25 protein-coding genes are annotated in these 23,855 nt (G+C 57.2%); 12 read left to right on the plus strand and 13 right to left on the minus strand.

Going from position 1 to position 23,855, the window contains the following annotated elements:
• Nucleotides 1-249: 249 nt before the first annotated feature.
• Nucleotides 250-1,449, minus strand: coding sequence for a tyrosine--tRNA ligase (tyrS, locus tag GHO42_RS12145; RefSeq protein WP_094999963.1), 1,200 nt, complete (start codon nucleotides 1,447-1,449; stop codon nucleotides 250-252).
• A gap of 213 nt (nucleotides 1,450-1,662) precedes the next feature.
• On the opposite strand from tyrS, the gene GHO42_RS12150 reads away from it, so the two are divergent.
• Together GHO42_RS12150 and GHO42_RS12155 are read left to right on the plus strand one after the other, a co-directional pair.
• Nucleotides 1,663-3,072 (plus strand): peptidoglycan DD-metalloendopeptidase family protein, encoded by a 1,410-nt coding sequence (locus tag GHO42_RS12150; protein WP_094999962.1) that lies wholly within the window; start codon nucleotides 1,663-1,665, stop codon nucleotides 3,070-3,072.
• Between the two features lie 3 nt (nucleotides 3,073-3,075).
• Nucleotides 3,076-4,167 carry an anhydro-N-acetylmuramic acid kinase gene (locus tag GHO42_RS12155; protein ID WP_095019510.1) on the plus strand — a complete coding sequence of 364 codons (1,092 nt, stop codon included), beginning with the start codon at nucleotides 3,076-3,078 and terminating at the stop codon, nucleotides 4,165-4,167.
• Between the two features lie 73 nt (nucleotides 4,168-4,240).
• On the opposite strand, the gene erpA is transcribed toward GHO42_RS12155, so the two are convergent.
• Together erpA and argC are read right to left on the minus strand one after the other, a co-directional pair.
• On the minus strand, nucleotides 4,241-4,591 hold the full coding sequence (erpA, locus tag GHO42_RS12160) for an iron-sulfur cluster insertion protein ErpA (RefSeq protein ID WP_016782396.1): 351 nt from the start codon (nucleotides 4,589-4,591) through the stop codon (nucleotides 4,241-4,243).
• Nucleotides 4,592-4,739: 148 nt separating this feature from the next.
• Complete coding sequence (argC, locus tag GHO42_RS12165; protein ID WP_095020428.1) at nucleotides 4,740-5,774, minus strand: N-acetyl-gamma-glutamyl-phosphate reductase; 1,035 nt, start codon at nucleotides 5,772-5,774, stop codon at nucleotides 4,740-4,742.
• Between the two features lie 133 nt (nucleotides 5,775-5,907).
• Here argC and hemJ point away from each other — a divergent pair, with 133 nt between their 5' ends.
• From hemJ to coq7, 6 genes are all read left to right on the plus strand, one after another.
• On the plus strand, nucleotides 5,908-6,333 hold the full coding sequence (gene hemJ / locus GHO42_RS12170) for a protoporphyrinogen oxidase HemJ (RefSeq protein ID WP_088378834.1): 426 nt from the start codon (nucleotides 5,908-5,910) through the stop codon (nucleotides 6,331-6,333).
• 30 nt (nucleotides 6,334-6,363) lie between these two features.
• Nucleotides 6,364-7,323, plus strand: a complete 960-nt coding sequence (locus GHO42_RS12175; protein ID WP_094999958.1) for a nitronate monooxygenase family protein — start codon at nucleotides 6,364-6,366, stop codon at nucleotides 7,321-7,323.
• 62 nt (nucleotides 7,324-7,385) lie between these two features.
• Nucleotides 7,386-7,901 (plus strand): DUF805 domain-containing protein, encoded by a 516-nt coding sequence (locus GHO42_RS12180; RefSeq protein ID WP_153327905.1) that lies wholly within the window; start codon nucleotides 7,386-7,388, stop codon nucleotides 7,899-7,901.
• 76 nt (nucleotides 7,902-7,977) lie between these two features.
• Entirely contained in the window at nucleotides 7,978-8,766 is a 789-nt protein-coding gene (locus GHO42_RS12185; RefSeq protein WP_153327907.1) for an SDR family oxidoreductase, read from the plus strand.
• Between the two features lie 66 nt (nucleotides 8,767-8,832).
• Complete coding sequence (locus tag GHO42_RS12190) at nucleotides 8,833-9,171, plus strand: histidine triad nucleotide-binding protein (RefSeq protein WP_094999955.1); 339 nt, start codon at nucleotides 8,833-8,835, stop codon at nucleotides 9,169-9,171.
• Between the two features lie 118 nt (nucleotides 9,172-9,289).
• Nucleotides 9,290-9,937 carry a 2-polyprenyl-3-methyl-6-methoxy-1,4-benzoquinone monooxygenase gene (gene coq7 / locus GHO42_RS12195; RefSeq protein WP_094999954.1) on the plus strand — a complete coding sequence of 216 codons (648 nt, stop codon included), beginning with the start codon at nucleotides 9,290-9,292 and terminating at the stop codon, nucleotides 9,935-9,937.
• A gap of 165 nt (nucleotides 9,938-10,102) precedes the next feature.
• On the opposite strand, the gene speD is transcribed toward coq7, so the two are convergent.
• Entirely contained in the window at nucleotides 10,103-10,894 is a 792-nt protein-coding gene (speD, locus tag GHO42_RS12200; protein WP_016782404.1) for an adenosylmethionine decarboxylase, read from the minus strand.
• 240 nt (nucleotides 10,895-11,134) lie between these two features.
• Nucleotides 11,135-11,557, minus strand: a complete 423-nt coding sequence (locus GHO42_RS12205) for an OsmC family protein (protein WP_016782405.1) — start codon at nucleotides 11,555-11,557, stop codon at nucleotides 11,135-11,137.
• A gap of 222 nt (nucleotides 11,558-11,779) precedes the next feature.
• On the opposite strand from GHO42_RS12205, the gene crp reads away from it, so the two are divergent.
• A complete protein-coding gene (gene crp, locus GHO42_RS12210) occupies nucleotides 11,780-12,424 on the plus strand; it encodes a cAMP-activated global transcriptional regulator CRP (RefSeq protein WP_094999953.1) in 645 nt (214 codons plus the stop codon).
• Here crp and GHO42_RS12215 read toward each other — a convergent pair.
• The 4 genes from GHO42_RS12215 to GHO42_RS12230 form a co-directional block, all read right to left on the minus strand.
• Nucleotides 12,421-13,122, minus strand: a complete 702-nt coding sequence (locus GHO42_RS12215) for a lipoate--protein ligase family protein (RefSeq protein WP_095019507.1) — start codon at nucleotides 13,120-13,122, stop codon at nucleotides 12,421-12,423. The genes crp and GHO42_RS12215 overlap by 4 nt on opposite strands.
• A gap of 129 nt (nucleotides 13,123-13,251) precedes the next feature.
• Nucleotides 13,252-14,088, minus strand: coding sequence for an indole-3-glycerol phosphate synthase TrpC (trpC, locus tag GHO42_RS12220; RefSeq protein ID WP_095019506.1), 837 nt, complete (start codon nucleotides 14,086-14,088; stop codon nucleotides 13,252-13,254).
• Nucleotides 14,085-15,134 carry an anthranilate phosphoribosyltransferase gene (gene trpD / locus GHO42_RS12225; RefSeq protein ID WP_094999950.1) on the minus strand — a complete coding sequence of 350 codons (1,050 nt, stop codon included), beginning with the start codon at nucleotides 15,132-15,134 and terminating at the stop codon, nucleotides 14,085-14,087. The genes trpC and trpD overlap by 4 nt, the downstream gene beginning before the upstream one ends.
• 9 nt (nucleotides 15,135-15,143) lie before the next feature.
• Nucleotides 15,144-15,737: an aminodeoxychorismate/anthranilate synthase component II gene (locus GHO42_RS12230; protein WP_094999949.1), complete on the minus strand. Its 594-nt coding sequence runs from the start codon at nucleotides 15,735-15,737 to the stop codon at nucleotides 15,144-15,146.
• 398 nt (nucleotides 15,738-16,135) lie between these two features.
• Here GHO42_RS12230 and estP point away from each other — a divergent pair, with 398 nt between their 5' ends.
• A complete protein-coding gene (gene estP / locus GHO42_RS12235) occupies nucleotides 16,136-18,067 on the plus strand; it encodes an esterase EstP (protein ID WP_153327909.1) in 1,932 nt (643 codons plus the stop codon).
• Nucleotides 18,068-18,120: 53 nt separating this feature from the next.
• Here the strand turns inward: estP and trpE are convergent, their stop codons facing one another.
• The 3 genes from trpE to rpe all read right to left on the minus strand — a co-directional run bounded on the left by trpE (nucleotide 18,121) and on the right by rpe (nucleotide 21,162).
• A complete protein-coding gene (trpE, locus tag GHO42_RS12240) occupies nucleotides 18,121-19,602 on the minus strand; it encodes an anthranilate synthase component I (protein WP_095019503.1) in 1,482 nt (493 codons plus the stop codon).
• Between the two features lie 70 nt (nucleotides 19,603-19,672).
• Complete coding sequence (locus GHO42_RS12245) at nucleotides 19,673-20,491, minus strand: phosphoglycolate phosphatase (RefSeq protein WP_094999946.1); 819 nt, start codon at nucleotides 20,489-20,491, stop codon at nucleotides 19,673-19,675.
• The gene (gene rpe, locus GHO42_RS12250; protein ID WP_016782414.1) at nucleotides 20,488-21,162 is read right to left on the minus strand and encodes a ribulose-phosphate 3-epimerase; all 675 of its coding nucleotides are present in this window, start codon (nucleotides 21,160-21,162) and stop codon (nucleotides 20,488-20,490) included. The genes GHO42_RS12245 and rpe overlap by 4 nt, the downstream gene beginning before the upstream one ends.
• Nucleotides 21,163-21,485: 323 nt before the next feature.
• On the opposite strand from rpe, the gene GHO42_RS12255 reads away from it, so the two are divergent.
• Both GHO42_RS12255 and GHO42_RS12260 read left to right on the plus strand, forming a co-directional pair.
• Complete coding sequence (locus GHO42_RS12255) at nucleotides 21,486-21,944, plus strand: transposase (RefSeq protein WP_094999944.1); 459 nt, start codon at nucleotides 21,486-21,488, stop codon at nucleotides 21,942-21,944.
• Between the two features lie 156 nt (nucleotides 21,945-22,100).
• Nucleotides 22,101-23,084: an alpha/beta hydrolase family protein gene (locus GHO42_RS12260; RefSeq protein ID WP_130872129.1), complete on the plus strand. Its 984-nt coding sequence runs from the start codon at nucleotides 22,101-22,103 to the stop codon at nucleotides 23,082-23,084.
• Nucleotides 23,085-23,090: 6 nt separating this feature from the next.
• Here the strand turns inward: GHO42_RS12260 and GHO42_RS12265 are convergent, their stop codons facing one another.
• The gene (locus GHO42_RS12265; RefSeq protein WP_094999942.1) at nucleotides 23,091-23,855 is read right to left on the minus strand and encodes a DnaJ domain-containing protein; all 765 of its coding nucleotides are present in this window, start codon (nucleotides 23,853-23,855) and stop codon (nucleotides 23,091-23,093) included.

Genomic DNA, 23,855 nt, shown 5'->3' on the forward strand with positions numbered 1-23,855 from the left:
ACATCAACCACTTGCGCTTTCGATCTCTCGTTAGCGGGAGGCGAATTCTACAGCGTTACACGCTGCTGTCAACACCTAATTTCCTGCTTCGATGACTTGAAGCTGACACCGCCGAAAACCATCCAACTCATTGAAACTCAAGGAGTTTTCCGTTTCGACTGCGCCGGAAGTGGGGCGAATTATAGACAGTTACAATTCCGAGTCAAGGGTTAATTGAACAAACCTATCAATTAACCCTAAACCCCAGCATTACTCGGCTTTCAGGGTGATTCGCGCGAAAGCCTTCTTACCTGCCTGACACACATGGGTGGAACCCAATGCATATATATAGGTGCGATCAACCACTTCACCATCTATACGCACACCACCCGACCCCAGCAGGTCGCGCGCCACTGCAGAGTTCTTCACCAGGCCCGCTTTATTAAGGACAGCAGCAATAGGCATATCCTCAGTAGCAGTCAGTTCAACCTCCGGCAGATCATCAGGCAGCTCGCCATCCTTCATCCGGTTACCGGCGCCACGATGCGCATTGGCAGCAGCCTCCTCACCGTGGAAGCGGGCAACAATCTCTTCAGCCAGCTTGATCTTGATGTCTCGAGGATTGGCACCGGCTTCGACTTCAGCCTTGAATGCATTGATTTCGTCCATGGAACGAAAGCTCAGCAATTCAAAGTAACGCCACATCAGAGCATCAGGAATGGAAACCAGCTTGCTGTACATCACGCCTGGCGCTTCCTGGATACCGACATAGTTACCCAGGGACTTGGACATCTTCTTGACGCCATCCAGACCTTCGAGCAAAGGCATGGTCACAATACACTGAGCTTCCTGACCGTAGCCGCGCTGCAACTCACGACCCATCAGCAAGTTGAACTTCTGATCAGTACCGCCCAACTCAACGTCTGCCTTGAGCGCAACCGAGTCATAACCCTGCACAAGCGGATAAAGGAACTCGTGAATCGCGATAGGCTGATTGGTGGTGTAGCGCTTGTCGAAGTCATCGCGCTCAAGCATGCGAGCAACGGTGTATTGAGAGGTAAGCCGAATGAAGTCGGCAGGCCCCATTTGATCCATCCAGGTGGAGTTGAATGCCACCTCGGTTTTTGCCGGATCAAGGATCTTGAACACCTGAGTCTTGTAGGTCTCGGCGTTCTCGAGCACCTGCTCACGCGTCAGCGGTGGACGGGTTGCGCTTTTGCCACTTGGATCACCGATCATCCCGGTGAAATCACCAATCAGGAAGATCACCTGATGACCCAGTTCCTGGAACTGGCGCAGCTTATTAATAAGCACGGTATGACCCAAGTGCAGATCGGGCGCCGTAGGGTCGAAGCCGGCCTTGATTCGCAACGGCTGACCGCGCTTGAGTTTCTCGACCAATTCAGACTCGACCAGTACCTCTTCGGCACCCCGCTTGATTAGCGCTAGCTGCTCTTCTACCGACTTCATATCAGACCCGTAAGGCTCAAATTCAAAGGGAACCAACGATACAAGATCAGGGACTAATTACAAGTTCCGGCAGGCATACGGCCGACTATCCGCGCGCGAATGGTTCGCAGACTTGCTTCAAGGGCGATTTGGTTATATTTTATACAGTTATTTCATATTCATTGTGTCAGTCATCTTTTCCAATTCATCCTTATCTCAAAGTCAAAATCATCTATGACCAGTCAACCGCCTAAAGCGCCACCGCTTTATCCGAAGACCCACCTGCTTGCCGCAAGTGGTATCGCCGCCCTCTTAAGTCTGGCCTTGCTGGTCTTTCCCTCCAGCGAAGTAGAAGCCAAAAGAACGACCCTGAATCTGGAGCTGGAAAGCCCGGCAGAACAACTGACACAAGATCAAGACGCCGCAGATCTCGTTCAAGCCACAAATGAAGCGAATCCATCGCCATTTGCCCAGATCGAACAGCAGGACAGCGCCCCGGTAGCGACCGCCAAAGTCGAGCCAGAAGTTGCCCCTGCCCCAAGCCACCGCGAAGTGATCGTCAGCAAGGGCGATACGCTTTCAACCCTGTTCCAGAAGGTCGGCCTGCCTGCGACCTCCGTGCATGAAGTACTGGCAAGCGACAAGCAAGCCAAGCAGTTCAGCCAGCTCAAGCACGGCCAGAAACTCGAATTTGAAATGAGCCCCGACGGTCAGCAGCTGAACAAGCTGCACAGCCAGGTCAGCGACCTGGAGACCATCACCCTCAACAAAACCGCCAAAGGCTATACCTTTCGCCGCGTGACCACCCAGCCGACCATGCGTTCGGCGTATGCACACGGCGTGATCAGCAGCTCCCTGTCTGTTTCGGGTCAGCGCGCAGGCTTGCCACACAGCACCACGATGGATATGGCCAAAGTATTCGGTTACGACATCGACTTCGCCCAGGACATTCGCCCTGGCGACCAGTTTGAAGTGATCTATGAGCAGAAAGTGATCAACGGCAAAACCGTTGGCACCGGCAATATCCTCTCTGCACGCTTTACCAACCGCGGCAAAACCTTCACCGCAGTGCGCTATACCAATAAACAGGGGATCAGCAATTACTACACCGCTGATGGCAGCAGCATGCGCAAGGCATTCATCCGCACACCGGTGGACTTTGCCCGTATCAGCTCGCGCTTTTCCTCAGGCCGCAAGCACCCGATCCTGAACAAGATCCGCGCCCACAAAGGTGTGGATTACGCAGCGCCACGCGGTACTCCAATCAAGGCTACCGGTGACGGCAAAGTGCTTCTAGCCGGCCGTCGGGGAGGCTATGGCAACACCGTGATCATTCAACACGGCAACACCTACCGTACCCTTTACGGGCACATGCAAGGCTTCGCCAAGGGCGTGAAAACCGGCGGTTCGGTCAAGCAGGGCCAGGTGATTGGCTATATCGGCACTACCGGCCTTTCGACCGGCCCGCACTTGCACTACGAATTCCAGGTTAACGGCGTACACGTTGACCCGCTGGGCCAGAAACTGCCGATGGCCGACCCGATCGCCAAGGCCGAACGCACCCGCTTCCTGCAGCAGAGCCAGCCGTTGATGGCGCGCATGAACCAGGAAAAGGCCACTCTTCTGGCCTCGAGCAAGCGCTAAGCCATGGCCCTCTATATAGGCGTGATGTCCGGAACCAGCCTGGACGGTATGGACATTGCCCTTATAGAGCTGGAGGCAGGCATCAGATTGCTCGCCACCCATTACACCCCCATGCCGAAGGCCTTGCGCAGCGAGTTGCTTGGCTTGTGCGCCAGCGGCGCAGATGAAGTGGCCCGCTGTGCAATTGCCGAAAACCACTGGGTCGAGCTGGCGGCTCAGGGCGTCAACACCCTTCTCGCACAGCAACAACTCTCCCCTGCTGATATCCGCGCAATCGGCAGTCATGGTCAGACCATTCGCCACGAGCCCGCCCGGGGCTTTACCGTGCAGATCGGCAATCCGGCACTGCTGGCCGAACTGACTGACATCTGCGTCGTCGGTGATTTCCGTCGTCGCGATGTGGCTGCCGGGGGCCAGGGCGCGCCCTTGGTTCCTGCGTTCCACGAGGCCTTGTTCACAGGTGAAGGCGGCAACCGTGCGGTACTGAACGTAGGCGGCTTCAGTAATCTGAGCCTGATAACCCCCGCCCTTCCCGTTGCAGGATTCGACTGCGGCCCCGGAAACGTCTTGCTGGATGCCTGGATACAGGAAAAACGTGGCGAACTCTATGACCGCAACGGCGACTGGGCAGCCAGCGGCAAGGTTGAACCGCTGCTGCTCAACGCCCTGCTCAGCGACCCGTTCTTCCAGACCCAGGGCCCAAAAAGCACAGGCCGTGAGGTATTCAACCTCGCATGGCTGAAGCAGCACCTGTTCAATCTGCCGACCTTTCCTGCCGAAGACGTTCAAGCAACCTTGCTGGAACTCACCGCACAGACCATCGTGCAGTCGCTGCAAACAGCCCAGCCACACACGGACGAGCTGCTGGTATGCGGTGGTGGCGCCCATAACGCAGCCTTGATGGCCCGCCTTGGCGATTTGCTTGCACCCGCTCGAGTGAGCAGCACCCAGGCCAAGGGGGTTGACCCTGACTGGGTTGAAGCCATGGCCTTTGCCTGGCTTGCCCACTGCTGCCTGGAAGGCATCCCCACCAACCGCCCCAGCGTTACCGGCGCACGCGGCCTTCGCGTGCTGGGCGCCATCTACCCCGCCTGACTCCTCCGCCAAACGCCAGACAGCAAAACGCCGCGAATCGACGCGGCGTTGAGTTTAAAGCCTGTTAATGCAATCAGATCGAGAACGACGAGCCGCAACCACAGGTGGTGGTGGCATTCGGGTTCTTGATTACAAAGCGCGAGCCTTCCAGACCTTCCTGATAATCCACCTCGGCACCCGCCAGGTACTGGAAGCTCATGGGATCGACCACCAGGCTAACGCCTTCGCGCTCAACCAGGGTGTCGTCATCGGCCACTTCTTCATCGAAGGTGAAGCCATACTGAAAACCGGAACAACCGCCGCCCGTAACGAATACGCGCAACTTCAAACGATCATTACCCTCTTCATCGACCAGGCTCTTCACCTTGTGCGCAGCACCTTCGGTGAATTGCAAAGCCATGGGGGTGAAGGATTCGACGCTCATGCTGACTATCTCCCGGCGTTATGCCGCCATAATGCGTGATGACGCGCATTATCCGCTTCTCCTAGAAAAGCGGTCAACTATTCATAAGTAGCAACGGCAAGCGAAGCACTGCCCGCTTGCCGTTTGAAGCCGCAAATCTACGCTGCAGTCAAGGCAACATCCCAGCATGGGACAAGCCCAGACGCTCATCCAGACCGAACATGATGTTCATGTTCTGCACGGCCTGGCCAGACGCGCCCTTGACCAGGTTGTCGATCACCGACAACACCACCACCAGGTCGCCATCCTGCGGACGATGCACCGCAATACGGCATACGTTGGCACCGCGAACGCTACGGGTTTCAGGGTGGCTGCCAGCCGGCATCACATCGACGAAAGGTTCGTTGGCATAGCGCTTCTCGTACAAGGCCTGCAGATCAACGGAGCGATCAACCACGGTTGCGTAGAGCGTGGAATGGATACCACGGATCATCGGCGTCAAATGCGGAACGAAGGTCAGCCCCACATCCTTGCCCGCTGCGCGGCGCAGACCCTGACGAATTTCTGGCAAATGACGATGACCTTTAACGGCATACGCCTTCATGCTTTCTGACGTTTCGGCATACAGCGCGCCCACACTGGCACCCCGACCGGCACCGCTCACACCTGACTTGCAGTCAGCAATCAACTGCGTCGTCTCTGCAAGACCGGCCTCCAATAGCGGCAGGAAACCCAACTGCGCCGAGGTCGGATAGCAACCTGGCACAGCGATCAAGCGGGCCTTTTTGATTTGCTCGCGGTTCACTTCCGGCAGGCCGTATACGGCTTCGTCCAGTAATTCTGGCGCACCGTGGGGCTGACCGTACCACTTGGCCCACTCTTCGGCATCCTGCAGACGGAAGTCAGCAGAGAGGTCGATAACTTTGGTGCCTGCGGCCAGCAGTTCACCCGCCAGGGCATGGGCTACGCCGTGAGGTGTAGCGAAGAACACCACATCGCACGCGCCCAGGGTTTGCGTGTCCGGCACGCTGAAGGCCAGGCCGTCATAGTGGCCGCGCAGGTTGGGATACATATCGGCAACCGGCAGGCCCGCCTCGGATCGAGAAGTGATGACTACCACTTCTGCCTGCGGATGCTGTGCCAGCAAACGCAGCAATTCGACCCCGGTGTAACCCGTGCCGCCGACAATACCGACCTTGACCATAACCTGCCCTCAACGAAACCACTGGAAAGCCTTTGATAATAGGGTCAGCGCGCCCCTGCGACAACCGCCAAGGTGACTCACAGACGCTCTACTACTACTATTTGATCTACCGTGAACCTGGGAATAACTAAAAATGCTTTATCTATGGCTAAAAGCCTTCCACATCATCAGCATTGTCTGCTGGTTTGCAGGCCTTTTTTACTTGCCCCGCCTCTTTGTTTACCACGCACAAAGCGAAGATTCCGTCAGCAAAGAACGCTTCAGCATCATGGAACGCAAGCTGTATCGCGGCATCATGGGGCCTGCAATGATTGCGACCCTGATCTTCGGCGGCTGGCTATTGTGGCTAAGCCCAGGCTTTCTCAGCCAAGGCTGGATGCACGCCAAGTTGACACTGGTGTTTCTGCTGATTGGTTATCACCATATGTGCGGCGCACAGGTAAAGCGTTTTGCCCGTGGTGAAAACAAACGCACTCACGTGTTCTACCGTTGGTTCAACGAAGTGCCGGTGGTGTTCTTGCTGGCTATCGTAATTCTGGTGGTGGTCAAACCGTTTTAAACTCACATCCTGACTAGCCGAGGTTATCCAATGTCGCTGCCCGCCCTGCTTGAACAACGCTTGCGCCTGCCGGTAGTTGCTGCGCCCATGTTTCTGATTTCCAACCCGCAACTGGTGCTGGCCTGCTGTCGCAACGGGGTAGTGGGCAGCTTCCCTGCACTCAACCAGCGTGAAAGCAGCGGGTTCAAGGCCTGGCTGGAAGAGATCGAAGCCGGGCTCGCCACATTGGATAACCCTGCGCCCTACGCCGTGAACCTGATCGTGCACAACAGCAACCCACGGCTACAGGCCGACCTGGCGATCTGCATCGAGCACAAGGTGCCCATCGTCATTACCAGCCTGGGCGCAGTCAAAGAGGTGGTGGATGCCGTCCACAGTTATGGCGGGCTGGTGTTCCACGATGTCACCACCCGTCGTCATGCCGAAAAAGCCGCAGAAGCCGGGGTCGACGGGCTGATTGCCGTCGCCGCCGGAGCCGGTGGCCATGCGGGCACCTGGAGCCCGTTTGCATTGCTGGCCGAAATTCGCCAGTTCTTCGACAAAACCGTATTGCTCTCGGGTTGCCTGAACCACGGCCACGAAATCCTGGCCGCGCAGATTATGGGCGCAGACCTTGCCTACCTCGGCACGCGCTTTATCGCTACACAAGAGAGCCAAGCGCCTGATGCCTACAAAGAGATGCTGCTGGCATCCCGCGCTGCCGATATCATCCACACCCCGGCAGTGTCAGGGGTACCCGCCAGCTTTATGCGCCAAAGCCTTGAAAATGCAGGTTTCGACCTTGCGGCACTCCAGGGCAAAAGCGAAGCCAGGCTCAAACCGCTGACCGATGAAGCCAAAGCATGGAAAACGGTCTGGTCTGCGGGCCAAGGCGTAGGAGAAATCCACGATCTACCCACCACCGATCAATTGATTGCACGCCTCGATGAGGAATACCGCAAGGCGCATAACCTCACTTCGACGCTGGCCCGACATTGGCCGCATCACTGACAGCACCAAGCCCGCCAATCCCGGCGGGCTTTTGTTAAACACATCCGGACAAGGAAGCCACCATGCCCGAGCTGAGCCTGGACAAAACCCCTCAAGAACACTACGCACCGCTTGACCCTTTGGGATTCAGCGGCCGGATCGGGCGTTTACGGCTACTGGCCTGGAGCATGATCATCAGCATCATCGCCATGATCACGTCACTGCTGGTGCTGCTTGCCGTCAAGGTTTCCCCCACGCTTGGCATTACCTGTGGTGCAACGCTCACATTGGCCTACTTCATCATCAGCCTGAGAATCAGCGCCCAGCGTTTACACGACATAAACTGGTCTGCCTGGATGCTGTTGCTGCATCTGGTGCCAGTGGCCAATCTGGTCCTGTCCCTCATGATGCTGCTGATGCCCGGCACGCCCGGCCCAAATAAATTTGGCCCGCCGCCACCGCCCAACAGCCGGGCCGTCAACGTGCTGGCAGCAATCACGATCTTTTTGATTGGATTGGGCATTTGCGCAATGGTTGCCGTGCTGGCTTTGGGCCTGATGACTGCGGTGATCAACGCAGTGAACAGCAACAGCCTGTAGACTGCGTGCCTTAATGAACGCGTTAACGCCAGGGACATCATTGTCACCGGACTGTACCGTTGCAATGGAGAACAGCATGACCCGTTACGCTTTAATCACTGGCGCCACCAGCGGCATTGGCCTGGCCCTGGCTGAAGCCCTTGCCCGACGTGGGCGCAGCCTGATTTTGGTGGCCCGCCAACGGGATGCGCTGGAAACCATTGCCCTTGAGCTGACCCAGCGTTTCGGTATCGAGGTGTTGTTCCGCGCCTGTGATCTTGGCGAGCCCCTGCGCCTGTCCGGTTTTTTGCTCGAACTCGAAGAAGGCGATCGTCAGATCGACCTGCTGGTCAACTGCGCGGGCATAGGCACCTGCGGGCCGTTCCTGGCCCACGACTGGAGTGCCGAACAAGATCTGATCGAGCTCAATGTGCTGGCGCTCACCCGCTTGTGCCACGCCGTCGGCAATATGATGGCCGTCCAGGGCGGCGGGCAAATTCTCAATGTAGCTTCGATCGCCGCCTTCCAGCCCGGGCCCTGGCTCAGCACCTACTTTGCGAGCAAGGCCTATGTGCTGCATTTTTCCGAAGGTTTGCGCGAGGAAGTGAAAAAAACCGGCATCAAGGTTTCAGTCCTTTGCCCCGGCATCACCCGCACCCGCTTTTTTGATGCAGCCAACATGAATACCGACGCCATCAAGCAAAGTACCAGCGCCATGACCCCAGAAGAAGTTGCGCTCTACACTTTGCGCGCACTCGACAAAAACAGGGCGATCATCATTCCCGGGCGGCGCAATCGCTGGATAACTCGCTTGCCACGCCTGCTCTCACGCTGGATGACGCGAAAAATAGCCGCCTCAGTCAACAAATCCTACTGCCCTCGTTAACGAGGCTGGGCGTAACTGACTGCCCTGAGTACACTCAGACCGGACTTCACTCACGGAGACACAGCTTTGGATACTCTGTTCACCAAGATCATCAACCGCGAAATACCCGCCAAGATCATCTATGAAGACGATCAAGTGTTGGCTTTTCACGATATCGCCCCACAAGCACCGGTCCACTTTCTGGTTATCCCGAAAAAACCGATCCGCACGCTCAACGACCTGACCGAAGAAGACAAGCCGCTGGCAGGCCATATCCTGTTCACGGCACAGCGTCTGGCCAAAGAGCTGGGCTGCGAAGACGGCTTTCGCGTGGTGATGAACTGCAATGAAAAGGGCGGTCAGACCGTCTACCACATTCATATGCATGTTCTGGGTCAGCGCCAGATGAACTGGCCGCCGGGTTGATTGATCAATAACTATGACGCGTGAGCCCGATGGCTCTCGCGTTCACCCGTGATCCAACGCAAACCCCGGCTGCGGGATTGGGGTAAACTGACCGCCGTGATTTTTTCCGGAGGTAAGCATGACTACCCAACGTCACTACTCGCCGATTGACCGTCTTCTGTTACAAGCCGATACCGCCTTGCGAACACTGCTGCCGTTCAGCGGTCAGCCGCATCGGCCGTCGCCTGCCATCGTCAAACCTGAACACCCTTTGGACCCACAGGCCAAGCGTCATGTTGCCGGTCTGATGCGTATCAACCATACCGGCGAAGTCTGTGCTCAAGCCTTGTATCAAGGCCAGGCGCTGACAGCCAAGCTTCCCCATGTGCGTGAGGCGATGGAACATGCCGCGGAAGAAGAAATCGATCATCTGGCCTGGTGTGAACAACGCATCCGTCAACTGGATAGCCACCCCAGCGTGCTGAACCCGTTATTTTACGGCATGTCCTTCGGGATAGGCGCCGCTGCCGGCTTGATTAGCGACAAAGTCAGCCTGGGGTTCGTGGCAGCGACTGAAGATCAGGTGTGCAAGCATCTGAACGAGCATCTTGAGCAACTGCCGCCTGAGGATGAAAAGTCCCGGGCAATTCTTGAGCAAATGCGTATCGACGAAGAACAGCACGCAGAGTCCGCGCTCAATGCCGGCGGTTTTCGCTTCCCTGCCCCGGTGAAGTTCGGCATGAGCCTGATGGCCAAGGTCATGACCAAAAGCACCTACCGGATCTGACAGCACAGTCTTTGTGCAAGCAGGCCAGTTTGCGATTCAAGCGCCGCGGCCTTTCTGTCTAACCGTGGTCAGGCCATCGCGAGCAAGCCCGCTCCCACAGGGGTTCTGCGAAGCACAAAAAAAGGCGGCTACCGTGAGGTAGCCGCCTTTTTATATGCCGAGAATTTACGCCATGTTGCGCGCGTAGAAAATCTCGAGCATTTCGTGTTTCACCCGTTCAGTGACCTGGGCGCGCTGTTCAACCGACAGATTGCTGGTGGCATCGCCGAACAGGTAGTTATCCAGTTCGAACTCCTTGAGCAGCATCTTGGTGTGGAACAGGTTTTCCTGGTACACATTTACGTCGGTCATCTGGTAACCGTCGCGGGTGTCTTCGGAGAGGTAGTTCTGGATCGAGTTGATCTCGTGATCGATAAAGTGCTTTTTGCCTTCCACGTCACGGGTGAAACCCCGTACACGGTAATCGACAGTCACGATATCCGAATCAAACTGATGGATCAGATAGTTGAGAGCTTTAAGCGGTGAAATAACGCCGCACGTCGACACGTCAATATCCACACGGAATGTTGCAATCCCATCAACCGGATGAATTTCCGGGTAGGTATGCACCGTGATATGGCTTTTGTCGAGGTGAGCCAGGATGGTCTCGGGCAGCGGGCCTGGGGACTCTTCGATCTGGCTTTCGGTAGGTATTACCGGCTGCTCGGAGATCAGAATAGTCACGCTGGCGCCTTGGGGGTCGTAATCCTGACGGGCAATGTTCAGGATGTTGGCACCAATGATATCAACCACATCTGTAAGGATCTGCGTCAGGCGCTCTGCGTCGTACTCTTGATTGATGTACTCAACATATGCCTGCTGGTCTTGCGGGGTTTCCGCATAACAGATGTCATAGATGTTGAAGCTCAAGGTCTTTGTCAGGTTATTGAACCCGTGGAGCTTGAGTTTGCTTTTCACCGTTATAAAACTCTCTATGTCGATGCGGCTCGGCCGCGTGATCCAGCATGCCCGTCAAGTGCGTGGGACGCACCTGCGTAGGACGGTTAACACCTCTTCGCGATGGCGATTTTGGTTATCTGTTCGGACATGCGGCCGGGAATCAACCCCGCCACTACCCTGAAAAAAGTGGCGCATTATGCAGACGTCAGCGACTGATCGCCAGAGTCTGCATCGCTTTTATGAAAATTGAATGTCCGCTCAGGCCAGTTCAATAATTTCATAGTCATGGCTGATGGCAACACCCGCAGCGCCGAGCATGATCGAAGCCGAACAATACTTCTCGGCCGACAGCTCGATGGCGCGCTTGACCTGGGCTTCTTTCAAACCACGACCCTTGACCACAAAGTGCAGGTGTATTTTGGTGAACACCTTTGGATCTTCGGTGGCGCGCTCAGCCTCCAGAAACGCTTCACAGCTCTCAACCGCCTGACGCGACTTCTTGAGAATGCTGACCACGTCAAAGTTGCTGCAGCCGCCGAGGCCCAACAGCAGCATTTCCATCGGACGCACGCCCAGGTTGCGACCGCCACTCTCAGGCGGGCCATCCATTACAACAACGTGGCCACTACCGGATTCGCCCAAAAACATGGCTTCGCCAGCCCATTGAATGCGTGCCTTCATCGCCCAGACTCCACTGTTTTAAAAGGGGCGCCAGCTTAGCACAGGGCCAGAAACTCATAACTCGCCGCACTGAAGCGTTTCTCCGATAAGCCACTCTGAAAATTCTACTAACCACACAGAACCTGTCTGGTAAGCTGGCGCCAAATAGCCGGCGCCAGCCAGCTAGCACTCTATATAAAAATAGATCTGACCCTTACTGTGCCAGCTTTTCGGGAAACAACCATGGTTGCTCTTACTCCCATACCCAAGATCAAAAACCTCGACAAGTTTTTGACTTTTTGCCAGCGCAAACGCTACCCCGCCAAGAGCAATATCATCTGCGCTGGCGAATCTTCACACACCCTGTTTTTCATCATCAAAGGCTCGGTAACGGTTTTGATTGAAGACGAGGAAGGTCGTGAAATGATCATTGCCTACCTCAATAGCGGCGACTTTATCGGCGAGCTGGGTCTGTTTGAACAGGCAGGCCAGGAGCAGACGCGCAGTGCATGGGTTCGAGCCAAGACCGAGTGCGAAGTTGCTGAAATCAGCTACCCAAAATTCCGAGAGTACACCCAGCAAGAACCAGAAATTCTTTACGCGATGAGTGGCCAAATCGCACAGCGCCTGCGCAACACCACACGCAAGGTCGGTGATCTTGCGTTCTTTGATGTCACCGGAAGAGTGGCTCGCTGCCTGCTGGAACTGTGCAAGCAACCGGACGCCATGACCCATCCCGATGGCATGCAAATCAAGATCACTCGGCAGGAAATCGGCAGGATTGTCGGCTGTTCGCGAGAGATGGTAGGACGCGTACTCAAAAGCTTGGAAGAACAGAACCTGGTAAGCGTCAAAGGCAAGACCATGGTGGTGTTCGGTACGCGCTAAACCTTGAGCAAGGGCGCCAGGAGCTGTTGATAACTGGCACTCAGGCGTTCAAAGAAATCCGGAGCGGCAAAGGCCTCGTGCAGCGCAATATGGCTGTCGGCCATGCAATGTTGCTCCAGATCGCATAACCGATTGAATCGATTGACTGCAGCCACCATCGACTCACGTTCGTTATCCACCAGCAAGGCACCGTGCACAAGACCGACAGGGCGCTGCCCGCCTTTGCTCTGGCGCCAGCGCTGGGCGGTGCCTACCAGTTTTCGGGCATTGAGATTGACGTTGAAGCGACCATCACAAAACGCGCCTTCAACCTCCCCCAAAGACGCCTCCCCACCCAATTGCGTCAACAAATCACAGATGGGCTCGCACAAACGGCGATAAGCCGTTTCGATACGCCCATGATCGCCTTCACTGGGTAAAGGTGCGTAAACCAGGGCAATATTGACGGTCGATGCCGATTGCGGAACGGGTTCGCCACCGGTTTCACGCAGCAGGATTGGCCAGCCACTGGCAGCCAGTTCGACACTGGCCTGCTCAAAACCGGGCAGGCGACTCAAGCGCCGTGGCATGACCAGCGCCCGGTCGGTGGGCTGCCAGAACAGCACACCCGCCTCGCACTCACCGGCACACACAGATGCCAGTAAATCCTGTTCGGCCTTGAGGCCGGCTTCGACGGTGAGTTGCTGAATGGGTGTCATGGGATTCCTTATCAGACACTGAGCCCTTGTGGGAGCGGGCTTGCCCGCGATTCAGGCGCCGTGGCCTGACAGGCAAATCGCACTGATGCTATCGCGAGCAAGCCCGCTCCCACAGGGGGGGGGATTGGGTCAATCCAGGGTCGAGCCCGTCACTGCAGTAGCACGCTCAGGGAAGAACAAGCGCTGCAGTTCATTGCCCGGGTTTTCGGCACGCATAAAGGCTTCGCCCACCAGGAACGAATACACTTCGCTGATTTCCATCAACTCCACATCCGCCCGGTTGAGAATGCCGCTTTCGGTAATCACCAAACGGTCACGGGGAACGCGCGGCAACAGGTCCAGCGTGGTTTCCAGGCTGACTTCAAAGGTGTGCAGGTTGCGGTTGTTGATACCCACCAGCGGTGTGTCGAGGGTTTTAAGCGCACGTTCAAGCTCATCGCCATCATGCACTTCAACCAGCACATCCAGCCCGACGCTTTTGGCAACAGCCGCCAGCTCGGCCATTTTTACGTCGTCCAGGGCAGAGACGATCAACAGCACACAGTCGGCGCCCAACGCCCGGGCTTCGACGACCTGGTAAGGGTCGATCATGAAGTCCTTGCGGATAACCGGCAAAGTACTCGCGGCACGTGCCTGCTGCAGGTACGCATCGGCACCCTGGAAGTAGTCGATATCGGTCAGCACTGACAGGCAGGTAGCGCCACCTGCCTGATAGCTTTTAGCAATCTCGGCAGGCACGAAGTGCTCGCGAATCACACCCTTGCTCGGCGATGCCTTTTTGATTTCAGCAATCACCGCGGGCTGTTTTTTCCTGGCCTGCGCCAGCAAGGCACTGGCAAAACCACGAACAGGATCAGCCTGAGCGGCCAAACGCTCAAGTTCAGCCAGGCTTACCCGCGCACTGCGCTCGGCAACCTCCTGAACTTTACGCGCCAGAATATTTTCCAGAACGGTTGGCACACTCATGCTTCATTCTCCTGCTTGAAAATCGCGGTAAAGGCGCCGAGCTCTTCGAGCTTTTCCCGGGCCAGCCCGGTATGCAGCGCGTCGTGGGCCAATTCCACACCTTCTTTGAGTGTGTAGGCAAGGTCCGCGGCGTACAGAGCAGCACCTGCATTGAGTACAATCATTTCAGCCGCTTTCTGGCCTGCTTCGGTTTTGCGCCGCCCCAAGGCATCACGGATCAGCTCCAGCGATTGCTCCGGGCTGTCGACCACCAGGCCAAACAGGCTTTGGCTCTTGATGCCAAGGTCTTCAGGCTGAACCCAATACTCCTTGATTTCACCTTTATGCAATTCCGCTACAAAGGTCGGTGCTGCCAGGCTGAACTCATCCAGGCCATCCTGCGAGTGCACCACCAGCACGTGCTTGCTGCCCAGACGCTGCAACACTTCAGCCAGGGGCCGGCACAGCGCCTGATTGAACACGCCGACCACTTGATGCAATACACCAGCCGGATTCGTAAGCGGGCCAAGCATATTGAACAGGGTACGCAGGCCAAGATCGCGACGAGGGATGGCCGCATGCTTCATGGCGCCATGATGGCATTGTGCGAACATAAAACCGATGCCCACGCTGTCAATGCAGCGGGCAACTTGAACCGGGGTCAGGTTCAGGTACACACCGGCCGCTTCCAGCAGGTCGGCACTGCCGCTTTTACCGGACACCGCGCGGTTGCCATGCTTGGCCACCGTGCAGCCAGCGGCCGAAATCACCAACGCCGAAGCGGTGGACACGTTGAAAATATTCGCGCCGTCGCCGCCGGTACCAACGATATCGACCACGCCGTCCAGGGTCTTGAGTTCAACCTTGTCTGCCAGCTCGCGCATCACGGTCACGGCACCGACGATTTCGTCGATGCTTTCGCTCTTCATGCGCATGCCCATCATGAACGCGCCAATCTGCGCCTCGGTGCATTGACCGGTCATGATGTCGCGCATCACATCACGCATTTCATCGGTGGTCAGGTCGAGGTGACCGACGATACGGTTCAGGGCTGTCTTGATATCCATTTGAAGTCCTTAGCGCGTGCCGCCGGTTTGTTTAAGAAAGTTGGCAAACAGTTCATGACCCTGTTCGGTCAGGATCGACTCAGGGTGAAACTGCACCCCTTCGATGTTCAGCGTCTTGTGGCGCAGGCCCATGATCTCGTCGACCGAGCCATCTTCAAGCTGGGTCCAGGCCGTCAGCTCCAGGCAATCCGGCAGGGTGTCGCGCTTGACCACCAACGAGTGGTAACGGGTCACGGTCAGCGGATTATTGAGGCCCTGGAACACTCCGGTATCAAGGTGATAAACCGGACTGGTCTTGCCGTGCATCACCTGGCGCGCGCGTACCACATCGCCGCCAAAGGCCTGGCCGATGGACTGATGGCCCAGGCACACGCCCAGGATCGGTAGTTTGCCCGCAAAGTGCTTGATGGCTTCAAGAGAGATGCCCGCCTCATTCGGCGTGCATGGCCCGGGCGAGACCACAATGCGCTCGGGCTGGAGCGCTTCGATCTGGGCCACGGTCAACTCATCGTTGCGTACCACCTTGACCTCGGCACCCAACTCGCCGAGGTACTGCACAACGTTGTAAGTAAAAGAGTCGTAATTATCGATCATCAGCAACATGTTGCTAAACCTCTGAATTCACTGACATTCAAAACTGTTTTCAGAATGCATTACCCGCAGTTTCGATTGCTGGATTGAACACACCAACCGAGGGGTAGCCATTCAGGAAAACGCAGGGGGCAGGTCCGGCGAGGCCGGCAGAGAAATATTAGGCGCGCCAACGCCAACGGCCATGGGCCTTGAGAACTCGCATAAAGAGTTTGCTGATGATCAACACAGGAAGGGTCTCATTTCTACGTCATGGCACAGTAACGTAGCCTTGCAACAGGTGCAACACGGGGCAGCACATACGGGGAAAAACACCTGCTAAGTACTTTGTGACTTTGTTTTTCATGAAACATTTAATACAGATTGTCTTGCTAAGGTCTGTAACCCAAATAATAAAAACAGGTCGTCACATGCGCAGGTTTTCCCTAATTATCCCCCTGGCGGGATGTATCTTGTCCGTCGTCAGTGAACGAGCAGTTGCAGCACCCTCCCCGTACTCCACCATGATTGTGTTCGGCGACAGCCTGAGCGACTCGGGGCATTATCCAGGGGTAGGCAGTGGCATGCGTTTCACCAATCTCACCGGACCGACGTACAAGGAATACCGGGGTGAGGAATATGCTGGCGTTGCGCCCACTCGGCTGGGCATAAAACTGGGTATCGCACCCGCAGATCTGCGCCCGTCCACATCGCCGGGTAACTTTCTTACCGGGGAACCCGACGGCAACAACTGGGCGGTGGGCGGCTATCGCACAGACCAGATACTCAATTCCATCAAGACCGAGTCAAAGGTCGCCTTCCCGGATGACTGGGCCTTGGTAGGCGGCTACGTCCTGCGCAGCAAGCCTGGTTACCTTGTGCAGAACAGCTTCACGGCTGACCCCAAGGCGTTGTATTTCATTTCAGGTGGCGGCAATGACTTTCTCCAAGGCAAGGTCACCAACCCCGCCGAAGCAGGCCAAGCCGCACAAAGGCTGGCGGCAAGCGCCCACACCCTGCAACAGGCAGGGGCACGCTACATCATGGTCTGGCTGCTGCCCGACCTGGGCCTGACGCCAGCCGTTTACGGTACACCCACACAGGCTGGCACCAGCGCCCTGAGCGCTCTGTTCAATCATGAGCTAACCCAGCAACTGGCGCAGATTGACGCCGAGGTGATCCCCCTCAATATCCCGCTGCTGCTGCGTGAAGCCATCGCAGACCCCACCCGTTATGGCCTGGCACTGGGGCAGGACCTTGTCGCGACCTGTTTCAACGGCGAAGAGTGTACGGAAAACCCGCAGTACGGCCTCAACAGCGCAACCCCCAACCCGGCCAAACTGCTGTTCAACGACTCGGTACACCCCACCGAGACAGGGCAACAGCTGATTGCCGACTATGCCTACTCATTGCTGGCCGCCCCATGGGAGCTGACCTTGTTACCCGTCATGGCCCAAGGCTCGCTAAACGCCCATCAAGACCAACTGCGTCACCAATGGGCTGGCGATAACGGCCATTGGCAAGCCGTTGGCCAATGGAGACCCCTGCTCGCCGGTGGCGGGCAACGCCTGGAAATCGACAAGCAGGCCACGTCCGTGAGTGCCGATGGCAAAGGCTACAACCTGAACATCGGCACCAGCTACAGGCTGGATGAAACCTGGCGATTTGGCGTTGCAGGCGGGTTTTACCGGCAACGCCTGGAGACCGGAGCCAATGAATCGGACTACAAGCTCAACAGCTATATGGGCAGCGTGTTTGCCCAATACCAGCACAATCACTGGTGGGGTGATGCCGCACTGACTTTGGGCAGGTTGGATTACGACAGCCTAAAGCGTAAATTCGCGCTTGGCTTGGGTGAAGGCATGGAGCAAGGCCAGGCCGACGGACATCTGCGGGCATTAAGTACACGCCTGGGGTATGAAATCGCACAGGCTGCAGACCTGTGGCAGCTGTCGCCTTTTATCAGCGCCGACTACTCGCGGGTGGAAGTTAACCGCTATGAAGAAAAGGGCCGACGTTCGACTGCATTGAACTACGAAGAGCAGACACTGGTTTCAAAGCGCCTGGGCGCGGGTTTGCTCGCCAGTTACCAGGCCACCCCACAGACTCTGCTGTTCGGCGAAGCCGCCCATGAGCATGAGTTCCAGAGCGATACCCAGCGCCTGAATACCGCGCTCAACGGCCTGCCCAACAATCGCTTCAAACTCGAAGGCTATACGTCGCCAAGCAACCTCGGGCGTATCAGCCTGGGGGCTAGCCACAGGCTGACCGCCGACCTCAGGCTGCAGGCGACTTATAACGTAAGGAAAAGTGATGGCGTGACGCAACAGGGCGCCAATATCGGGCTAAGTCTGAATTACTAAAGCCTGTGGAAGGGAGCGGGCACGCTCGCTCCCACAAGGCCGGTTGCAGGTTTTTAATCCCGCGGGGTGTGCTCGGCCAGGGCCACGGCACGGAACATTGCTCGGCGCTTGTTCAGCGTTTCTTCCCATTCCAGGGCCGGGACCGAATCAGCAACAATGCCGCCACCGGCCTGCACATGCAGCTCTCCGTCCTTGATCACTGCAGTACGGATCGCAATCGCTGTATCCATATTGCCGTTCCAGGCGAAGTAACCCACAGCCCCGCCATACACACCGCGCTTGACCGGTTCCAGTTCGTCGATGATTTCCATCGCACGAATTTTCGGTGCGCCAGACAACGTACCCGCCGGCAGAATCGCCCGCAGTGCATCCATCGCTGTCAGCCCGCTTTTAAGCTGGCCGGTGACGTTGGACACAATGTGCATGACGTTGGAATAACGCTCGATCACCATTTTCTCGGTGAGCTTGACCGAACCGACTTCAGATACACGACCCGTGTCATTACGGCCCAGGTCGATCAGCATCAGGTGCTCGGCGATTTCCTTGTCATCACTGAGCAGGTCTTCTTCAAGCGCCAGATCAGCCTCTTCGGTTGCGCCACGCGGACGCGTGCCGGCAATCGGGCGTACGGTAATCAGATTGTCTTCAACCCGTACCAGCACTTCCGGCGAGCTGCCCACAACATGGAAGTCGCCAAAGTTGAAGAAGTACATATACGGCGTAGGGTTGAAGCAGCGCAGAGCGCGATACAGGTCGATGGGCGCAGCCTTGAAGTCGATGGACATTCGCTGCGAGGGCACTACCTGCATGCAATCGCCCGCAAGGATGTAGTCCTTGATGGTATCGACGGCTTTCTCGTAATCGCCCTGGGTGAAGCTGGAGCGAAACACCGGGTCAGCCGACTGCTGCGCTGTAAAGTCCAGGCCGCGACGCGGGGTGATCGGTTGACGCAGTTGTTCAAGCAGCGCCTCAAGCCGGGCCTGGCCTTCTTCATAAGCCTCAGGCTGAGCCGGGTCGACCAGCACAATCGCGTGCATCTTGCCCGCCAGGTTGTCGAACACCACCACGGCGTCCGATACCATCAGCAAAATATCCGGCACACCCAGAGGATCGGGGTTCGGGCACTTGCCCAGGCGTTTCTCCACATAACGTACGCAGTCATAGCCGAAATAGCCCACCAGGCCACCGTTGAAACGCGGTAAGCCGGCGATGGTCGGCACGTTGTAACGGGCCTTGAACTGCTCGACGAAGGTCAGTGGATCCTCAACCTCACAGGCTTCGATCTCGACACCGTCATGGGTCACGCTGACCTGATGATCATGCACACGCAACACAGTGCGGCATGGCAAGCCAATAATCGAATAACGCCCCCACTTCTCGCCGCCCTGCACCGACTCCAGCAAATAGGAGTTGGGCTGATCGGCCAGCTTCAGGTAGATCGACAACGGCGTGTCGAAGTCAGCCAGGGTTTCGCGTGCAAGGGGGATACGGTTATAGCCGGCAGCGGCCAAACGCAGGAATTCTTCGCGGATCATGAGGTGCCTCGTGGTCTGAGGGTAAAACGGTCAGGTATGCAAACGTGCCGACTGCGCGGCCAGATTCAAGTCAGGCGCGCCAACGCCAGCGGGCCAGGGCCTTGATGACTTTCATCCAGAGTTTGCGGGTGACCACCACGATGGAATCTCTTCGAGAGGGGGAAACAGAATTGCCCAACGTTATCTCAGGCGCAGATTCTAAGCAACCGGCTATCAGCTCTTGCAGGTTACCAATCACCATATCCGGTGACTCTTCTTCAATCGGGCGACCGTGGTTGTAGCCGTAACTCAGCGCTACGCAACGAACGCCGGCAGCCTTGGCGGCCAGCACGTCATTTCGCGAATCGCCGACAAATATCGATTGCGCGGGAGTGGCGCCAGCCATTTTCATTACAAACAGTAAGGCGGCAGGGTCGGGTTTTGTCTGTGGCAGGGTGTCGCCACCGATAATCCAGCGAAAAAACCGTCCCAGTTTCAACTCATCCAGTAATGGCGCCACGAAGCGTTCGGGCTTGTTGGTGATCAGGGCCATTTCAACACCCTGCTTTTGCAGCCACTTGAGGCTTTCACGCACACCGGGGTAGACCTTGGTGTGTGCATGGCCACCGTCGTAGGCTTCCATGAAAATTTCCAGTGCCTGTTCGGCCTCTGTGTCATCAACACCACTGCCGTCCATATTCCCGGCCAGGGCACGGCGCACCAGCATGGGCGCGCCGTTACCGATCCACAGCCGTACGTTTTCAATCCCGGCGGGCGGACGACCGAGCTTGAGCAGCATGGCCTCCACGGCAACGGCCAAATCCGGTACCGAATCAATCAGGGTGCCATCCAGATCGAACATCACCAATTTTGGCAGCTGCCCCTGGAGTAGCTGCTCAAAGCGGCTCATGGGCGGGCCAACGCAAGCTCGGCACGCATTTTCTGAATCACTTCTTCATAGTTTGGCGTGTTGAAAATGGCGGAGCCGGCGACAAAGGTATCGGCACCGGCTTCAGCGATTTCACGGATATTGCCAACGTTTACGCCGCCGTCGATTTCCAGGCGAATCTCGCGACCGCTGGCATCGATCAGGGCACGGGCTTCGCGCAGTTTGTTGAGCGTGCCGGGAATGAATTTTTGCCCGCCAAAGCCCGGGTTCACGCTCATCAGCAAGATCATGTCGACCTTGTCCATCACGTACTTGAGCACATCCAGCGGGGTGGCCGGGTTGAACACCAGACCTGCCTTGCAGCCGCCTTCGCGGATCAGTTGCAGGGAGCGATCGATGTGCTGGGTCGCTTCGGGGTGGAAGGTGATATAGGTGGCGCCGGCTTCGATAAAGTCGCCGATGATGCGATCGACCGGGCTGACCATCAGATGCGCATCGATCGGTGCGGTGACGCCGTACTTGCGCAGGGCGGCGCAGACCATCGGGCCGATGGTCAGGTTGGGTACGTAATGGTTGTCCATGACATCGAAGTGAACGATATCAGCACCCGCGGCGAGTACGTTGTCCACTTCTTCGCCGAGACGGGCGAAATCGGCGGAAAGAATCGATGGGGCAATAGCGAAGGGCTGCATGACGCACCTTTTAGTGGGCTAAACACGGTGGCGCGCATTGTATACCGCTGGCTATGTGCCGCACACCGTAGCAGCGATGATTGGCCATTTGTAGCAGCTGCCGAAGGAACGAGGCTGCGTTCGGTTGCGCAGCGACCGTAAACCCTCAACCCCGGTTTTAGATGACACACCGTGTTGCCTGTTTTTACGACGGCTTCGCCGCCGAACGCAGCCTCGTTCCTTCGGCAGCTGCTACGCAAAGTGCAATATCCGGTTAAGTGTTCACTTTGATACTTGCCGATGGCTGATCTAGCGTTAGAAAAAAACAGACCGAGGGCAAAGGATTGCCAATTTCAAACAACGCTTGTCACCTGCGCACCGGGCGCTACTCCGAACCTGGCCACATATACCTGCTCACCGCCGTCACCGAGCTACGGCGACCCGTATTTACCGACTTCCATCTAGGCCGTCTTGTGGTGAACCAACTCCGGCATGCTCACGACGACGGCATCGTCAGGTCCATCGCCTGGGTGGTCATGCCTGACCACTGCCACTGGCTCGTAGAGTTACGTACCAAAACCCTGGGCGAGTTGATGTGCCGATTCAAGTCACGCAGCAGCATTACGGTCAATCAAGCATGCCGATCCAGTGAGCGAATCTGGCAAAGGGGCTATCACGACAGGGCTGTCAGACAGGAAGAGGACATTAAAAACATCGCCCGCTACATCATCAAAAACCCGATCCGCTCTCAACTGACCTCGCGGATCGGTGATTACCCCCTGTGGGATGCCTGCTGGATCTAGACCCGAACTGTACGCATTTTCTCGCTACGCCCACGCAACCACAGCAGGAGCCGATAACTCACAGAGAGCAAAAACATTTCATCTCAACCGTCATACCCTGACAAATACTGATCAACCCATTACGCTGCCGGTACTACTTCTGGCCTGGAATAACCGATGTTTTCTTATCGTCTGGCACTACCGGCTTTGTGCCTGTCGCTGATATTGCCGTTCGCCCTGCCAGTGCTTGCAGCCGATACCAAGCCCCAAGTCGAGCCAGAACCCGCAGTTCGCGCGCCCCTGCCCGAGCGCAGTCAGGAAGATGCGGCGGCCCTTGAGCGGCAATTGCCGCAACATGAGCAACAACAACTGCAAGCACCCAATGACAGTTTTCTCGCCCTGTGGAAGCCCGCAAACAGCAGCGCCCCCGAGGGTGCGGTCATCATCATCCCCGGAGCCGGTGAAACCGCTGACTGGCCACTGACCGTCAGCCCTCTGCGCAACAAGCTGCCGGACGCCAACTGGGCCAGCCTGAGCCTGAGTCTGCCGGACATGCAAAGCGAAGCCAGCCAGCCGCGCGAAGCCGAACCAGAGAAACCTCCTGCTGCAATTGCGACAGACAGTAGCAGCAAGGCAGCCACCACCACGGCCAAACCCATCGAGCAGGCCGCCAGTGACGGCACCGAAAGCACGGAATCCGAAGCGGCTCAAACCGGGCAAGACCTGGACAAGGCCGATGCCGAGCGCATCTTCGCCCGTATTGATGCAGCGATTGCCTTTGCCCAGCACCAGAACATGCGCACTATCGTTCTGCTCGGCCATGGTTCCGGGGCCTACTGGGCGTCGCGTTATATCAGTACCAAGCATCCTGCCCAGATCCAGAAACTGATCATGGTGTCTGCCCGCAAACCTGTGTTGGCAGAGCCGGACCTGAGCCAGTTGACCCCGGCCCTCAACGTGGCGCTGCTGGATATCTTCTATAAAGACCAACCCCTGGCCCGCGAAGCCGCCCTGCAAAGATTGCAGGCCAGCAAGCGAGCCAACGGGTCGAATTTCAAGCAGGTCGGATTGTTCGCCACCCCGGGCAACCGGGATGGTGAACAGGAGCAGTTGTTTCGCCGTGTACGCGGCTGGCTCAGCCCGCAACCTGTGGATAAGTAAACTGCGCTAAAAACCACGCCGCTCACGGATCGAGGCGTAGGCCTGGTGCAGTTCACGGGTTTTTTCCGTGGCCTCGCGCACCTGCGCCGGGCCCGCACCGCTGCCGGCAACCTTGTCCGGGTGATGACGACTGAGCAGGCGCCGATAGGCTCGCTTGATTTGCTCAGGATCACTGGCCTCGGTCACCCCCAGCAGAAGCAGCGCTTGCCGGTAGGTACCGCCACGGGTCGCCAGCGGTTTGGGCTGAGGCTCATGTTCGCCACCCAACACCAGAACCTGTTGGCGGGTCCAGCCCAGCCAGCCCCCCCAAAGCACTATCAGCTCACGTTCCTGGGGAGCCACCCGGCCATCGGCCAGGATCATTCGCCAGCAGGCACGCAATACACCTTCTGCCGCATGAGGCTGAGCCTTGAGCCGTTTCAGGTAACCGCGCAGCGAATCAGTACCGGATTTGCCACGGTTGAACGCGGCAATGGCACGCTTTTGCGCTGCAGGCTCCATATCGAGCTGACGCATTTCCAGCCGCGCCTGCTCGATATGCTTGCCCACCACCTGTCCGCCGCTTTTGGCCAGACGACCGAGCAACACAAACAACAACTCATCGTTGCGCAGCACCGGCCGGGCACCAAAACGCTCAAGCAGATCGGCCCAACTGTGCAGTTGCAAGCGCCGGTCGAGCGCCTGCCCCAGTAAAGCACCGAGCATGGCCCCCGGAATACTGGCTATGAAAAAGCCTGCTCCGGCTCCGATCAGAGTCCCTGGCCACAACAT

It is taken from the genome of Pseudomonas sp. FSL R10-0056, from assembly GCF_009600105.1.
In the GTDB taxonomy this organism is placed as follows: Bacteria; Pseudomonadota; Gammaproteobacteria; order Pseudomonadales; family Pseudomonadaceae; genus Aquipseudomonas; species Aquipseudomonas bubulae.

Excerpts from the sequence above, each read along its gene's own strand:
- hemJ (WP_088378834.1), top strand. The coding sequence starts at position 5,908 with ATGCTTTATCTATGGCTAAAAGCCTTCCACATCATCAGCATTGTCTGC.
- crp (WP_094999953.1), top strand. The coding sequence starts at position 11,780 with ATGGTTGCTCTTACTCCCATACCCAAGATCAAAAACCTCGACAAGTTT.
- GHO42_RS12180 (WP_153327905.1), top strand. The coding sequence starts at position 7,386 with ATGCCCGAGCTGAGCCTGGACAAAACCCCTCAAGAACACTACGCACCG.
- GHO42_RS12265 (WP_094999942.1), bottom strand. The coding sequence starts at position 23,855 with ATGTTGTGGCCAGGGACTCTGATCGGAGCCGGAGCAGGCTTTTTCATA.
- rpe (WP_016782414.1), bottom strand. The coding sequence starts at position 21,162 with ATGCAGCCCTTCGCTATTGCCCCATCGATTCTTTCCGCCGATTTCGCC.
- trpD (WP_094999950.1), bottom strand. The coding sequence starts at position 15,134 with ATGGATATCAAGACAGCCCTGAACCGTATCGTCGGTCACCTCGACCTG.
- trpC (WP_095019506.1), bottom strand. The coding sequence starts at position 14,088 with ATGAGTGTGCCAACCGTTCTGGAAAATATTCTGGCGCGTAAAGTTCAG.
- tyrS (WP_094999963.1), bottom strand. The coding sequence starts at position 1,449 with ATGAAGTCGGTAGAAGAGCAGCTAGCGCTAATCAAGCGGGGTGCCGAA.
- GHO42_RS12245 (WP_094999946.1), bottom strand. The coding sequence starts at position 20,491 with ATGAGCCGCTTTGAGCAGCTACTCCAGGGGCAGCTGCCAAAATTGGTG.
- argC (WP_095020428.1), bottom strand. The coding sequence starts at position 5,774 with ATGGTCAAGGTCGGTATTGTCGGCGGCACGGGTTACACCGGGGTCGAA.
- GHO42_RS12155 (WP_095019510.1), top strand. The coding sequence starts at position 3,076 with ATGGCCCTCTATATAGGCGTGATGTCCGGAACCAGCCTGGACGGTATG.
- GHO42_RS12185 (WP_153327907.1), top strand. The coding sequence starts at position 7,978 with ATGACCCGTTACGCTTTAATCACTGGCGCCACCAGCGGCATTGGCCTG.
- GHO42_RS12230 (WP_094999949.1), bottom strand. The coding sequence starts at position 15,737 with ATGTTGCTGATGATCGATAATTACGACTCTTTTACTTACAACGTTGTG.
- GHO42_RS12175 (WP_094999958.1), top strand. The coding sequence starts at position 6,364 with ATGTCGCTGCCCGCCCTGCTTGAACAACGCTTGCGCCTGCCGGTAGTT.
- coq7 (WP_094999954.1), top strand. The coding sequence starts at position 9,290 with ATGACTACCCAACGTCACTACTCGCCGATTGACCGTCTTCTGTTACAA.
- trpE (WP_095019503.1), bottom strand. The coding sequence starts at position 19,602 with ATGATCCGCGAAGAATTCCTGCGTTTGGCCGCTGCCGGCTATAACCGT.
- erpA (WP_016782396.1), bottom strand. The coding sequence starts at position 4,591 with ATGAGCGTCGAATCCTTCACCCCCATGGCTTTGCAATTCACCGAAGGT.
- GHO42_RS12260 (WP_130872129.1), top strand. The coding sequence starts at position 22,101 with ATGTTTTCTTATCGTCTGGCACTACCGGCTTTGTGCCTGTCGCTGATA.
- GHO42_RS12205 (WP_016782405.1), bottom strand. The coding sequence starts at position 11,557 with ATGAAGGCACGCATTCAATGGGCTGGCGAAGCCATGTTTTTGGGCGAA.
- estP (WP_153327909.1), top strand. The coding sequence starts at position 16,136 with ATGCGCAGGTTTTCCCTAATTATCCCCCTGGCGGGATGTATCTTGTCC.
- GHO42_RS12150 (WP_094999962.1), top strand. The coding sequence starts at position 1,663 with ATGACCAGTCAACCGCCTAAAGCGCCACCGCTTTATCCGAAGACCCAC.
- GHO42_RS12215 (WP_095019507.1), bottom strand. The coding sequence starts at position 13,122 with ATGACACCCATTCAGCAACTCACCGTCGAAGCCGGCCTCAAGGCCGAA.